The following is a 13,542-nucleotide window of genomic DNA, read 5'->3' on the forward strand; positions in this document are numbered from 1 at the left end:
ATAACCAATTGGTTACCATGTTTCATGGTTAATAGTCTTTTACCGCGCGGGGCAAACAGGCATAAGATTGTCTTAACGCGCCCTCACGGGCTGATTCACGATCTTAGATTTGATGGCCTGAAAGGACCAAAGCCGAGCTGTGACAGCCCCGATCCGCTTTCCCCGTTTCTTTGTGACCAGCCCCGCTCCTTGCCCCTATCTTCCCGGGCGGAGCGAGCGCAAGGTCTTTACGGAGCTCAAGGGGCCTCATGCAGATCAGCTGAACGAGGCGCTTGGCCGGATCGGTTTCCGCCGCAGTCAGACGGTCGCGTACCGGCCGAGCTGCCTTGATTGCAAGGCATGCGTGTCCGTTCGTGTGGTCGCGGAACAGTTTCAGCCGTCCAATACACAGCGCCGCATTCTCAACCGCAATCGCGATCTGATCGCGACAGAATGCCGTCCATGGGCGACTGACGAACAGTTCGACTTGCTTCAGACATATCTCGCCGCACGCCACCCCGATGGGGGTATGGCCGCGATGGACGAGATGGATTACGCCGACATGGTGGAACATACTCCGGTGTCCAGTTGTTTGGTGGAGTATCGGGAACCTTCGGCGAGCGGTGAACCGGGTCGGCTTGTCGGGGCGTGTTTGACAGACCGTCAGGGCGATGGCTTGTCGATGATCTACAGCTTCTACGACCCTGAACACGAAAAGCGGGCCGGGCTTGGCAACTATATCATCCTTGACCACATTCGCCGTGCGGCAGCAGAAGGCCTGTCTTACGTGTATCTCGGTTATTGGGTCGAAGGTTCAGCGCGAATGCAGTACAAGGTGCGCTTCCGCCCCTTGGAAAAGCTCACGCGTGATGGATGGATGCGTTTCAGCGAAGCCGAGCAGCGCGATCTTATCGTGCATGCGACGCAGCCCGGCCAGAAGCTCGAAAGTGGCAGCGGCAAGGACGGGCAGCCTGCGCGTTTCGAACCCGGCTGAGATTGCCCCGCGCTGCGGCGCATTACTCCAGATGGCAAGCGCGGCCGTGTTGCTCATCGCGGGGATCATTGCTGCGGTGCCTGCAGCGGCCCAGCAATCCTCCGCCACACAGCGCCTTGACGACCTGATCCCGCAAGAAGCGGTCGAAAATCCGGAAAGCTGGGCACTCGGAACAGAGCCTGCGGAGGGCCAGCAAGAAACGGATCGGGATGCGAATGCGGCGGACCTTGTCCTGCCACCGATCGATCAGGTTGAGCTTCAGACTGCGGATCAGGAACAACTGGATGAAGCTATCACGCTTCCTGCTGTCGACAGTCCAGCCGAACCAGAGCCATTTGCAGAGCTAGAAGCCCTCACGCTCCCGCCACGGGCAACGATAGGCGATATTATCCAGGTGGATGATCGACTCTTGCTCGGTTTCCCGGATGATGACGATGCCTTTCCTGAAAAGACCGATTTCGTTGAGCGATTCAAGGCTCTGTCGACCATCGAAGCGCTGGGATCCAGCGGCGAGAACATCGCGCAGCTTGCGGCCCGCGCGCGAGCAGATGCTGAGTTGCTGCAGCAGCTCCTGCGCGCTTACGGCTATTACGATGCAGAAGTGCAGCGCACTATTGCCGGTCTGCAACCCGGTGAAGAAGCAGCCGACACGACGCCGCAGGCGCGCTTCGATATCTTTCCGGGTACGCGCTACCGCATTGGCAGCGTCAATCTTGGCGACTTGGATACAGCGCCAGATGCCGGACTTCTGCGAACCAGCTTCGGAATCCAGCCGGGCGATCCACTCAACAGCGACCGCATCCTCGAGCGCAAGCAGGCGCTGGATTACCTGCTGGGTGAAACCGGATACCCGTTCGCAGCGATTGCGGAACCGGAACTGCTGATCGATCACGACCGCGATGAAGGCGACCTAGACATGCCGGTCAGCCCGGGCGGCAAGTACAATTTCGCAGGAATTACCAGCGATCGTCCGAAGTTTCTCTCTAATCGCCATTTGCAGCGCATTGCCCGGTTTGATCCTGGCGACGCGTATCAGAGGACATTAGAGCAGGACCTGCGCCGCGCCATCCTCGCGACTGGCCTCGTCTCGACTCTTACGATCACGCCGCGCGAAGTTTCGCCGCCGTCCGAGGATAAGCCGGGTGAAGTCATGCTCGATGTCGGGCTTGAACCAGCCAAGCTGCGCACGATCGCGGGCGCTGTCGGTTACGGCACGGAAGACGGGTTCAAGCTTCAGGCCAGTTGGGAGCATCGCAACCTCTTCCCGCCGGAAGGCTCGCTTAAGGTCCGCGGCATACTCGGCACGCGTGAACAGCTCGCCGGGGTCAATTTCACTCGCAAGAACTGGCGCAGGCGGGATCAGGTTCTGGCACTCGACGCCTATGCCAGCGACCTCACCACGGAGGCGGTCGATGCGCGAACTGCAGCCGTGCGCGCATCGGTCGAACGTTTATCCAACCTGCTGTTCCAGAAACCGTTCGGCTGGGCGTTGGGCGCGGAAGCATTGCTGAGCGACGAGCGCAACCGCGTGATTGGCGGGATCCCCCGTCCGCGCCGGACCTATCGCATCGCCTCACTTTTTGGGACAGCCACGATCGACGGCAGCGACTCCCTGCTTGATCCGACCACGGGCTACCGCGTGACTTTCTTTGCCGCGCCCGAAATCTCGCGCACCGCGAGTTCCAACACGATCTATCTGCGCTCGCGCGTGGATGCGAGCTATTACCAGCCGGTCAGCGAGGGCGTGGTGCTGGCTGCACGCGCCAGCGCGGCAACGATCCAGGGCGCGGAAGCCTTTCAAATCGCCCCTTCGCGTCGGCTCTATGCTGGCGGAGGTGGATCCGTACGCGGCTATGGCTACCAGTCAATCGGACCTGCAAATGATCTTGGCGAAGTCACCGGAGGTACATCTCTGGTCGAGGCATCGCTTGAAGCACGCATCGATACCGGCCTTTTCGATGGAGCTGTGCAGGTTGTGCCGTTTTTCGATCTCGGTACGGTTTCGATAGACAGCGTGCCTGACTTCAGGTTCGTGAAATACGGAGCAGGGCTGGGCATCCGGTACAAGACCGGCTTCGGCCCGATCCGAGTGGACCTGGGTGTGCCGCTCAATCCCGAACCGCGTGACGGCGCCTTTGCAGTCTATGTCAGCCTTGGGCAGGCATTCTGATGCCGTTCGACGATCCCCGTCACGAACAGTTGCACGAAGAGCTGCCTGATACGCCCCCCCGCAAGCGCAAGCGGCGCTGGCTCAAGCGGTTGGGCTGGGCGCTCGCTGCCTTGCTTGCGGTGTTCCTCGCAGGCGCGCTGTTTCTGAGTTCGCCTATTGGCAAGCGGTTTATCGCGAACCAGATCGCAGAGATCGCGCCTGCGTCGGGCTTGCGCTTTTCGGTCGGGCGGATTGAGGGCGATATTTATGCCAAGGCAAGGCTCCATGACGTCGTACTATATGACCCAAAGGGCGCGTTTCTGCGAATCCCGGAGGTCGACCTTAACTGGAACCCGCTTGCCTGGCTGACCAGCGGGCTGCATGTTCGTGAACTGATTGCGAAACGCGGTACGCTTGAGCGTCTGCCGGAATTGCTGCCGGGGGATCCCGACGCGCCGATCCTGCCTGACTTCGATATCCGCGTAGGCAAGTTTGCTGTTGAAGCGCTCACGCTGGCACCGGGTGTGCTGAGCGATGATGCTGAGCGTGTCGACCTTACCGCCAAGATCGATATCCGCTCGGGCAGGGTGTTCGCCAAGTCGGATGGGCAGCTTGGGCGGGAGGATCGCTTCGCCCTGCTGGTCGAAGCGGAGCCCGATGGCAATGTTTTCGACCTTGCATTGAACCTCAATGCCGCTCCAGGAGGTGTCATCGGCCGGTTGATTGGCACAGAGCAGGGCTATCGTGCGCGGCTCGAGGGAGATGGTACCTGGAGCGATTGGCTCGGGCATTTGCTGGTTGAGCAGGATGGCGAGCGCGTTGCCGGCTTCCGCATCTCTAATCAAAGCGGCAGCTATCGGATCATTGGCCAGGTCACGCCAACTGAAGTCGCGGATACAGTGCTGGGCCGCGCGCTCGGGACCACAGCTTCGCTTGCAGCGCAGGGCACTCTTGAAGACAGCATTTTCGCAGGATCGCTTCAGTTTGTAAGCGAGGCCCTGATCGCCGCGGGAGAAGGCGCGGTCGATCTGGATGGGAATGCTTTTGAGGACTTCGATATAAGTGCGAGGCTGCGCGATCCAGCGCTGCTTGGCGAGGACCTGCTACTCAAGGAAACACGCCTTGTTGCACAGCTCGATGGGCGGTTCCGCGATCTCTCGATTATCCATGATTTGCGTGTGGGGGAGCTTGTATCGGGGACAATCCGCTTGCCTGATCTGATCCAGCAGGAAACCGCTAGTTATGATGGCAGCGACTGGCGTATTCCGCTCGATCTTTCGGTCGGAGCGGTTGAGTTCGGCAATCCCGTGCTTGACCCGTTCCTGCAGCGCGGCAGCCTCACGGGCGATTTGGTTTACGCAGAGGCTGGTGCGCTCAACTCCGACAATTTGCGCGCGCGTTTCCCGCAATTCAGTGTTGCCAGCAATCTGCGCGCCAATCCCGGCAAGGGTACTTATGAACTGGCCGGAAGCGCTGACGGAGACCGTCTTGTCTTTGAAAACGTGGGTACAGCGCGGGCGAACGCCAAGTTCCGCTTCAATGCAACGACTGCAACTGGCTGGAAGCTGGCTGCGAATCTCGCCGGTGCCATAAGCGAGGTGCCCAATTCGACAGTGCAGTCGCTTTGGGGCGATCCGATCGCGTTCCGGGGCGGAGTTACGCTGGGCTCTGGTCAGCCACTCTTGCTGCGCGATCTCTTGTTGGACTCCGAGCGATTGACGCTGGCCCTGGCCGGACAGGTCGATGGAGATCGCACCAGCTTTTCGGGGACCGGCCGGCAGGTGAGCTACGGGCAGTTCACCGTCGATGGCGCGATCACCGGCGCCGGGCCAGAGGCAAGGCTGGTACTGGCTGAGCCCTTGCCTGCAGCGGGACTGCGCGACGTGGCGCTGTCGATTGCTCCAAGCGAGGCGGGCTTTGCGGTGGAAGCCATGGGGCAATCCACCCTTGGGCCCTTTGCCGGAGCGTTTGACCTTGTCACACCCGCAGATGGACCCGCCCGGCTGGTCGTTCAACGCCTCCGCGTAAGCGAGACCAATGCGACCGGCACATTGCGATTTGGCGATAGCGCTGTGGTCGGCGACCTCGCGCTTGCAGGCGGCGGGCTCAGCGGGGTCATAGCGTTGTCCCCTCGCAGCGGGCAACAGGGCTTCGATCTCGAGTTAGCAGCGCGCGATGCGAACTTTGCTGGCGCTACGCCGATCCGCATAGCATCGGCTGACATTGACGCGACCGGAACCATTGGTGAGCAGGGGACACGAATCGAAGGAACATTGACTGGCAATGGCTTGAGCTATGGCAATGCGCGGCTCTCGCGGATCGCGGCGAAAGGCGGCTGGGATGGCAATCAAGGGCGAATCACTGCCTCCCTGACGGGCAGGCGTGGCAGTCGTTTCGCCCTCGACATTGACAGCACTTTATCGTCTGGCCGGATCGCAGCGATCGTCCGGGGAGAGATCGCCGGGCGTTCCATCACCATGCCGCGCCGCGCCGTTGCAACCGCGCTGAGCGAAGGCGGATGGCGGCTCGCTCCATCGCGGATCGACATCGGCGAAGGCCGGATGCTTGCTGAAGGGGTGGTTGGGGGCGAGCGCACCAGCTTTTCAGTTAAGCTCGATGACATGCCACTTTCGCTGGCGGACCTGGCGGTTGAGGACCTTGGGTTTGGCGGTACGGTGTCTGGCATCATCGAGTTCGCAGATCGCCCCGACGCGCTTGCGACCGGCAATGCGAGGTTGAAGTTCAATGATCTCACGCGCTCGGGTCTGGTGCTGTCGTCTCCGCCGCTCGATCTTGCGCTGGTCAGCGATCTGACACCGGACCGGCTGACATTGCGCGGGCTCATCAGCGACGACAACAGCAGGCTTGGCCAGTTGCAGGCGCAGGTCACTCAGCTCGCCCCGCGCGGCTCGTTGTTCGAGCGGCTGCAGGCGGGGCGGCTCGATGGTGCGCTGCGATACGATGGCAGCGCGGCTGAGCTTTGGCGGATGGCAGCGATCGATGCGTTTGATATCACTGGACCGGTTACTCTCAATGCACGGGCAACCGGGACGATCGCTGATCCGCAAGTGCGGGGCGCGCTCTCCAGCGACAATTTGCGTATCCGCAGCGGCTTGTCCGGAACCGATGTCCGCGATGTTTTCGTGCGGGGAAGCTTTGCCGGATCGACCTTGCGCCTCACCCGCTTTGCCGGAGTAGCACGCAATGGCGGCAAGCTGAGCGGCAGTGGCACAGTCGATCTCGCCAACATCAGCGGATCGCAAGGCCCCGCGCTGGACCTGAAGATCGCGGCTGACAACGCCGCTCTGATTGATGCGAATGGACTTTCCGCAACCGTGACCGGTCCCTTGCGGATCGTCTCCGACGGACGCGGCGGGACCATCGCAGGGCGTCTCAAGATTGACCGTGCGAGCTGGAGGCTTGGCCGTGCCGCAGAGGACGTTCGTATCCCTTCGATCACAACCCGCGAGATCAATCGCGACGATTTCGAGGTCCAGACAAGCCGCACTGCTGCCCGCTGGCGCTACCTGATCGATGCCTCGACACGCAGCCGGATCAATGTCGATGGCATGGGGATCGACAGCGAATGGGGCGCGGATATCATCTTGCGCGGCACAACGGACGATCCCCGGATCGGCGGGGAAGCGCGGATCGTTCGCGGCTCCTACAGCTTCTCCGGCACCCGCTTCGAGATCACCCGCGGACGGATTGAATTCGATGAAAACGTGCCGATCGATCCGCGGCTCGATATTCTGGCAGAGACCGACCAGAATGGCCTCAGCGTAAGAGTGAGCGTGCAGGGCAACGCGCTGGAGCCGCGTATTGCGTTCTCATCCAGTCCCGCCTTGCCGGAGGAAGAAATCCTCTCCCGGCTGCTGTTCGGCGATTCGATCACTTCGCTTTCTGCCACCGATGCGCTGCAATTAGGGACTGCGCTAGCCAGTCTTAATGGCGGCTCGGGGCTTGATCCGATCAACCAGCTCAGAAGCGCGATCGGGCTGGACCGTCTGCGGATTGTCAGCGCCGACCCGGCGCTCGATCGCGGGACCGGCGTTGCGCTCGGCAAGAACCTCGGCAAACGGTTCTATATTGAGCTGGTGACCGATGGCCGGGCATACAGCGCGACTTCAGTCGAGTTCCGCGTGACCGGCTGGCTGTCGCTGCTAGGCAGTGTTTCGACCATCGGGCGCGACAGCGTAGTGGCAGAAGTCAGCCGGGATTATTGAGGTTTTTCGTTTGTTGCGCTTAGGCATCCGCCTGAGCTTCTCCGAGCCACCCGCGCCCTCCACCCTTCCACCCGGATGGTATCCCGGTAGGCTCCGGGTGGAAGGGTGGAGGGCGCGGGTGGCCAAGCCTAAACCAACAATCATCCCCGATACATCTTCGTCTCTTCTGCGCGTCTGCGAACCAGCCCTTTCAGAACGCGTCCACCAGCCTTGTTCCAGCGCTGGAACTCTTCTGCTGCGCCGGCAAAATCGCCAGCCTTGTGCTTTTCCGCGAGGGTAGAGCGGCCAATCGCACCGGTATTATAGTGAAAGCTGACCAGCGCATCGAATTGCGCCTGCGTGGTGGTGCATTGGCCAAGGACGCGGCGTACATCGCGGGCATGGCGCTCAATATCGGTCGCGAGACGCGCATCGCATTGCTCTTGAGACCAAACGGTATGGGCGTCGATATCGGGGCCGGTCGCGCCCCAGCCGATCGTGTAAGGCTCAGCGCCCGTGCCCGGATCAGGATAGGCTTCGACCAGGCCATCGGTGCGCAGCCGCGCGCAGCCTTCGAAGCGTTTGATCAGCGCGACGCCTGCCGGGCTCACGTTACGCGGGCATTTGCCGGGCGCGATCCGGTCCAGCGCTGCATCAAGGATAGCGACTTCATTGGGCCGGAACCCTCGGCCAAGAAGCTCGCGGACCTTGTCAAAGATCGGCTTGCGCTGTGTCGGTTCAGAGGAAGGGCAGGGTGCGTTCATCGTCAAGAGCCTCTCTCAGGGGGGAGTTGGGAGGCGGTATGATTAGGCACACTTGCAGCGAGTAGGAAAACGGTTTCCGTCATCCGGCTGTGTCGGGAAGCCACAAGAAGGATACGCTCGCGATAGTTTTTGAAACCCGTCACATCTCATATTTCTCATTTTATTCAGATGGTTGCATTACCAAAGCAGCGATAGAGTGTGACTTTCCAAAAACCGCGTTCCTTGATGCGAGAGCAGACCAATTGAGCGCAGGGCATGACGATAGAGGCCGCGCCCGAAGTAGGAAATTCACCTTTGACCGGCCCTCGCGTAGGCCGCCCCCCATTCCGGGCTTCCCATGCCTCGCGCGCCGCACTAGCTTTGTGGGCAAGTAAGACTGCCGAAAGGACTTGCCTGCATGACTCAATTGAATTCCGCCTATGGCCAGTTGGCTGACACGTTTGAGCGCGTGGGCCATCTGGGCGCGGCGAGCAGCACGCTGTTCTGGGATGGGCGCACGAAGATGCCGACGGGCGGGGCGAGCTCGCGCGGCAAGGTGATGGCGGCGCTCACCAGCATTGTGTCAGAGACCATGGCAGACCCCAGGCTGGGCGATCTGCTGGACCGGGCGGAGAGTGAAGAGGCGGGCACTCTGGGCCCGTGGGAAGCGGCGAACCTGCGGGAGATGCGCCGCCGCTGGCGCCATGAAACCGCGATCCCGACGCAGCTTGCGGTGCAGCTTTCCGAACGCGTAGCGCTGGCGCAGAAGGCGTGGGAGAAAGCGCGCGCGGATAATGACTTTGCGGCTTTTGCAGAGCCGCTCGAAGGCTTGCTCGGGCTGCAATTGAAAGCCGCTGCGATCAAGGGCGATGCGCTGGGCATGTCGCCCTATGACGCGATAATGGATGTGCATGAGCCGGGCATGACGACCGCGCTGATCGATGACTTGTTTGCGGATCTCGCGGATTTTTTGCCGCCGCTGATGGAACAGATCATGGAACGCCAGGCGGCAGAGCCTGCGCCTGAGCCTTTGCCGGGGCCGTTCTCCGATGCGGCGCAGATGAAGCTGAGTGAAAAACTCGCAGTGATGATCGGGTATGATTTTGACGAAGGGCGGATCGATCTGACCGCGCACCCCTTTGCTAATGGCGTGCCGGGCGATGTGCGGATCACCACGCGTTTCTTCGAGCATGATCCGATTTCCGGCATCATGGCGACCATGCATGAAACCGGCCATGCGATGTACGAAGCGGGCCTTCCGAGAAACTGGTCGTTCCATCCGGTCGGAAGTGCCCGCGGCATGGGTCTGCATGAAAGCCAGTCGCTGCTGTTCGAAATGCAGGCCGGGCGCAATGCCGCTTTCCTCCCTGTTCTGGGCGAGGCCATTCGTGAGGCGTTTGGTGCAGCAAGCGATTCTGGACCATGGAGCGATGCCAATATCGGCCGCCTCTATCGCAAGGTGGGACCAAGTCTGATCCGGGTGGAGGCGGACGAGGTTACCTATCCGCTCCATGTGATCCTGCGCTATCGGATCGAGCGCGCGATCCTGGATGGCGCGCTTGAAATCCGGGGCATTCCGTCTGCATGGAAAGAACTGTTCGAGGAGATGCTCGGTATCACCCCTCCCAATGACACGAATGGGTGCCTGCAGGACATCCACTGGTCGATGGGGCTCTTCGGCCATTTCCCGAGCTATACCTTCGGCGCGGTAGCTGCCGCCCAATTGTTCGAGGCCGCAACACAGCAGGATGCGGAGATATTGCCTGCGCTTGGCCGGGGGGACTTTGCGCCGCTGCTCAGATGGACGCGCCAGCATGTCCACTCGCAGGCAAGTCTTGCAGCGAGCAGCGATGAAATCCTGATCAAAGCCACAGGATCACCGCTGTCGGCCGATGCGTTCAAGGCGCATTTGCAGGCGCGGTATCTGGATGAGTAAGGGCGCGCTTCACCGCGTCAGCAGGAACACAGTGTAGCCTGCGAACAAAGCCAGCAATACGCCGCCTTCGGTCCGCGTGATCCGCCAGGCGCTGCGCAACTGGATGAGCAGCAAGACGGTGACGCCGGCCAATACCCAGATGTCAAAGCGGGCGATTTCTGCTGGCACGTCCAGCGGATGGATCAACGCAGTGATGCCGAGGATGCCCAGCACGTTGTAGATATTCGATCCGATCACATTGCCGAGCGCGACCTCAGGGTGCCGCTTCCATACGGCGATCAGGCAGGCGATCAGTTCTGGCAGCGACGTGCCGATGGCGACGATGGTAAGGCCTATCACCGCCTCTGACAGGCCTGCGGCGCTGGCCAACTGGACTGCCCCGTCGACCAGCAGCCGTGCGCCGAAGATCGCGGCGGCAAGACCGCCTGCAATCATAAGCGCCAGCAGCCAGATGCTGTGTGTTTTGGGCATCGTGTCGGCAAGCTCTGCCACGTGGCGTTCGCCCTCTGCGTCGCCTTCGCCACGTTCGGACAGATAAGCCCAGGTGACGTAGGCGATGAGCGCAGCGATCAGCAGCAGGCCCATGGCCAAGCCGATCGTGCCAAGCAGGACCGCTATCATGCAAAGCACTGTCGAAACGGTCAGCGCCAAGGCATCTCTTCGGAACGCTTCCGGTCGGACCACAAGTGGCAAGATTATCGCTGAGACACCCAAAATCAGCAAGATATTGGCGATGTTCGATCCGATGACATTGCCGAGGGCAATTGCGGGCGAACCAGCGAAAGCCGCCTGAATGCTGGTGGCAAGCTCTGGCGTGGAGGTGCCGAACCCGACAATCGTGAGACCTGCGAGCAAAGGCGAGATGCGCAGCACCTGCGACATGCCGACCGCGCCGCGCACAAGCAGCTCACCGCCAAGGGCGAGGAAGGCAAGACCGGCCAGCAGGAGAAGAGTAAGGGTCATTGAACGAACTCCAACATGAGCCGAAGCAAGGCGAATGCAGTCGTCAGGCCGGTGGCTAGCGCCGCTTGCGAATTAAGGATCTGAGTGCGGTTGAGCGCTGTCACAATCCGGTTGAAATCCGCATGGTCAAGTGTCTCGTACTTACTAACCCGGCGCAGCCGGGTGCGACTGGCACGAAACCACATTACACTTGCGGACAATGCGGTGAAAACGATCAATATATCGACGATGTAGGACAACACGGGTATCACCCCGCCGGGCCAATTGCGAATAATCCCGCCGACATCGCGAATGCGCCGGAAGCATTCGCCAGAGGGGCCCGGTGGTGCATGGGGAATAATTGATTACGCGAATGGTTCCAACAGAAATCTAATGCGAAATGAAAAAGGCCGCCCGGTTGCCCGAACGGCCTTTTTTGTTCGCCCTACCGCTTCGCTGCTTGAGGGCGATTATGCCGCCCTACCGCTTCGCTGCTTGAGGGCGGAATATCAGCCCTGGTCAGGCGGAATAGTACATATCGAATTCGACCGGGCACGGAGTGGTTTCGGTGCGCAGCACTTCTTCCCACTTGAGTTCCGCATAAGCTTCAATCTGGTCCTTGGTGAAGACGTCGCCCTTCAGCAGGAACTCGTGATCGGCTTCGAGCGATTCCAGCGCTTCGCGCAGTGAACCGCAGACGGTCGGAACTTCAGCGAGCTCTGCCGGCGGCAGGTCGTAGAGGTTCTTGTCCATCGCTTCGCCCGGGTGGATCTTGTTCTGAATCCCGTCGAGGCCAGCCATGAGCAGCGCCGAGTAAGCGAGGTATGGGTTCGCCATCGCATCAGGGAAGCGGAACTCAACGCGCTTCGCCTTGTCGCCCGCACCATAAGGAATACGGCAAGACGCTGAACGGTTGCGAGCCGAGTACGCCAGAAGAACCGGTGCTTCGAACCCCGGCACCAGACGCTTGTAGCTGTTGGTGGTCGGGTTGGTGAAGGCATTCAGCGCCTTGGCGTGCTTGATAACGCCGCCGATGTAATAGAGGCATTGCTCCGAAAGACCGGCATATTCATTGCCAGCAAACATCGGCTTGCCGTCGTTCCAGATCGACATGTGGGTGTGCATGCCCGAGCCGTTATCTTCCTTGATCGGCTTCGGCATGAAGGTCGCGGTCTTGCCATAGGCATGGGCGACCTGGTGCACGACGTATTTGTAGACCTGCATCCGGTCAGCGGTTTCAACCAGCGTGCCGAAAGTCAGGCCCAGCTCGTGCTGAGCGGCGGCGACTTCGTGGTGATGCTTGTCGCAGGGCAGGCCCATTTCGAGCATGGTCGAAACCATCTCGGCACGGATGTCCATGCAGCTGTCAACCGGAGCGACCGGGAAGTAGCCACCCTTGGCGCGCGGGCGGTGGCCCATATTGCCAGCGTCGTATTCCTTGCCGGTGTTGGTCGGCAGTTCGATGTCGTCGATGGCAAAGCCTGACCCTGCATAGCCGTCTTCGAAGCGCACGTCGTCAAACATGAAGAACTCAGCTTCCGGGCCGACATAGACCGTGTCGCCGATACCGGTCGATTTGAGATAGGCTTCTGCACGCTTGGCCGTCGTACGTGGGTCGCGGCTGTACCAATCTCCGGTCGAAGGCTCGACGATGTCGCAGTTGATGACCAGCATCGGCGTCGCGCTGAACGGATCGATCCAGGTCGCGTCAAGGTCCGGCTTCAGGATCATGTCGGATTCGTTGATTACCTTCCAGCCCGCGATCGAAGATCCGTCGAACATCAGGCCGTCTTCGAGCTCGTCTTCGCCCATCACGCCAGCACACATAGAAAGGTGCTGCCACTTGCCCTTCGGGTCAGTGAAGCGAAGGTCGACCCATTCGATCTCTTCATCCTTGATGCGTTTCAGGATGTCTTTTGCACTTGCCATATTGGTATTAGCCTCCAGCTTCGTTTGATTGCGCCCCCTGTTGGTGCGGGGCATTTTCAAGGGTGATTAGTAGTTGGTTGAGTGTCGTAGTCAGATTGCCGCGTCGTCTCGTTCCCCGGTGCGTATCCGCAGAGCGGATTCGATTGATGAAACGAAGATCTTGCCGTCGCCGATCCGGCCGGTTTGCGCAGCATTGGCGATGGCTTCAACGGTCCGTTCGACCAGATCGTCAGTAACGACCACTTCAAGCTTCACCTTGGGCAGAAAGTCGACGACATACTCTGCCCCGCGGTAAAGTTCCGTATGTCCTTTTTGACGACCAAAGCCCTTGGCTTCTGTTACAGTGATGCCCGATACGCCGATTTCGTGCAGCGCCTCTTTCACTTCGTCGAGCTTGAAGGGTTTGATGATCGATTCGACCTTTTTCACGCGGATTCCCTCTACCAAGGATGTTTGTGGAACCGCTGAGCCTGTACGCATCCGATTTTTCCGGAACTGCACAAGGCGCGGGTTTCACGATTTGTTAACGCGGGAATTCAAGATTCGTGCCAAGCTCAGACGCAAAATTTTGACCCTTGATTACGCGTGCGTTTTCGCGGTTGCTGGGCATCTGTCGGGCGGCAGACGCCCCTTGCCGGGCGAACGCTGCCCAAGACTCGGTCGAG

The 13,542-nt window shown here is 60.4% G+C and carries 9 protein-coding genes; 4 read left to right on the plus strand and 5 right to left on the minus strand.

Annotation, left to right across the window (positions count from 1 at the left end):
- The first annotated feature begins 139 nt into the window (after nt 1–139).
- From ACG9DO_RS06580 to ACG9DO_RS06590, 3 genes are read left to right on the plus strand one after another with little or no spacing between them, the layout of a single operon-like run.
- Nucleotides 140–973, plus strand: coding sequence for an arginyltransferase (locus ACG9DO_RS06580; protein ID WP_394730918.1), 834 nt, complete (start codon nt 140–142; stop codon nt 971–973).
- On the plus strand, nt 897–3,143 hold the full coding sequence (locus tag ACG9DO_RS06585) for an autotransporter assembly complex family protein (protein ID WP_394730919.1): 2,247 nt from the start codon (nt 897–899) through the stop codon (nt 3,141–3,143). Before ACG9DO_RS06580 ends, ACG9DO_RS06585 begins: the two co-directional genes overlap by 77 nt.
- A complete protein-coding gene (locus ACG9DO_RS06590; protein WP_394730920.1) occupies nt 3,143–7,348 on the plus strand; it encodes a translocation/assembly module TamB domain-containing protein in 4,206 nt (1,401 codons plus the stop codon). Before ACG9DO_RS06585 ends, ACG9DO_RS06590 begins: the two co-directional genes overlap by 1 nt.
- Before the next feature lie 140 nt (nt 7,349–7,488).
- On the opposite strand, the gene ACG9DO_RS06595 is transcribed toward ACG9DO_RS06590, so the two are convergent.
- On the minus strand, nt 7,489–8,091 hold the full coding sequence (locus ACG9DO_RS06595; protein ID WP_394730921.1) for a lysozyme: 603 nt from the start codon (nt 8,089–8,091) through the stop codon (nt 7,489–7,491).
- A gap of 397 nt (nt 8,092–8,488) precedes the next feature.
- Between ACG9DO_RS06595 and ACG9DO_RS06600 the strand changes: the two genes are divergently transcribed.
- Entirely contained in the window at nt 8,489–10,006 is a 1,518-nt protein-coding gene (locus ACG9DO_RS06600; protein ID WP_394730922.1) for a carboxypeptidase M32, read from the plus strand.
- A 9-nt stretch (nt 10,007–10,015) separates the two neighbouring features.
- On the opposite strand, the gene ACG9DO_RS06605 is transcribed toward ACG9DO_RS06600, so the two are convergent.
- The 4 genes from ACG9DO_RS06605 to ACG9DO_RS06620 all read right to left on the minus strand — a co-directional run bounded on the left by ACG9DO_RS06605 (nt 10,016) and on the right by ACG9DO_RS06620 (nt 13,306).
- On the minus strand, nt 10,016–10,969 hold the full coding sequence (locus ACG9DO_RS06605; RefSeq protein ID WP_394730923.1) for a calcium/sodium antiporter: 954 nt from the start codon (nt 10,967–10,969) through the stop codon (nt 10,016–10,018).
- Nucleotides 10,966–11,208: a hypothetical protein gene (locus ACG9DO_RS06610; protein WP_394730924.1), complete on the minus strand. Its 243-nt coding sequence runs from the start codon at nt 11,206–11,208 to the stop codon at nt 10,966–10,968. The genes ACG9DO_RS06605 and ACG9DO_RS06610 overlap by 4 nt, the downstream gene beginning before the upstream one ends.
- A gap of 259 nt (nt 11,209–11,467) precedes the next feature.
- On the minus strand, nt 11,468–12,877 hold the full coding sequence (glnA, locus tag ACG9DO_RS06615; protein WP_394730925.1) for a type I glutamate--ammonia ligase: 1,410 nt from the start codon (nt 12,875–12,877) through the stop codon (nt 11,468–11,470).
- 90 nt (nt 12,878–12,967) lie between these two features.
- Complete coding sequence (locus ACG9DO_RS06620) at nt 12,968–13,306, minus strand: P-II family nitrogen regulator (protein ID WP_394730926.1); 339 nt, start codon at nt 13,304–13,306, stop codon at nt 12,968–12,970.
- Nucleotides 13,307–13,542 lie beyond the last annotated feature (236 nt).

The sequence above is a fragment of the Altererythrobacter sp. GH1-8 genome, assembly GCF_043702085.1.
Classification (GTDB): Bacteria; Pseudomonadota; Alphaproteobacteria; order Sphingomonadales; family Sphingomonadaceae; genus Erythrobacter.

What these genes read in the sequence shown, in the direction of transcription:
- glnA (WP_394730925.1), bottom strand. Translation starts at nt 12,877, where the DNA reads ATGGCAAGTGCAAAAGACATCCTGAAACGCATCAAGGATGAAGAGATC.
- ACG9DO_RS06585 (WP_394730919.1), top strand. Translation starts at nt 897, where the DNA reads ATGCGACGCAGCCCGGCCAGAAGCTCGAAAGTGGCAGCGGCAAGGACG.
- ACG9DO_RS06605 (WP_394730923.1), bottom strand. Translation starts at nt 10,969, where the DNA reads ATGACCCTTACTCTTCTCCTGCTGGCCGGTCTTGCCTTCCTCGCCCTT.
- ACG9DO_RS06590 (WP_394730920.1), top strand. Translation starts at nt 3,143, where the DNA reads ATGCCGTTCGACGATCCCCGTCACGAACAGTTGCACGAAGAGCTGCCT.
- ACG9DO_RS06600 (WP_394730922.1), top strand. Translation starts at nt 8,489, where the DNA reads ATGACTCAATTGAATTCCGCCTATGGCCAGTTGGCTGACACGTTTGAG.
- ACG9DO_RS06595 (WP_394730921.1), bottom strand. Translation starts at nt 8,091, where the DNA reads ATGAACGCACCCTGCCCTTCCTCTGAACCGACACAGCGCAAGCCGATC.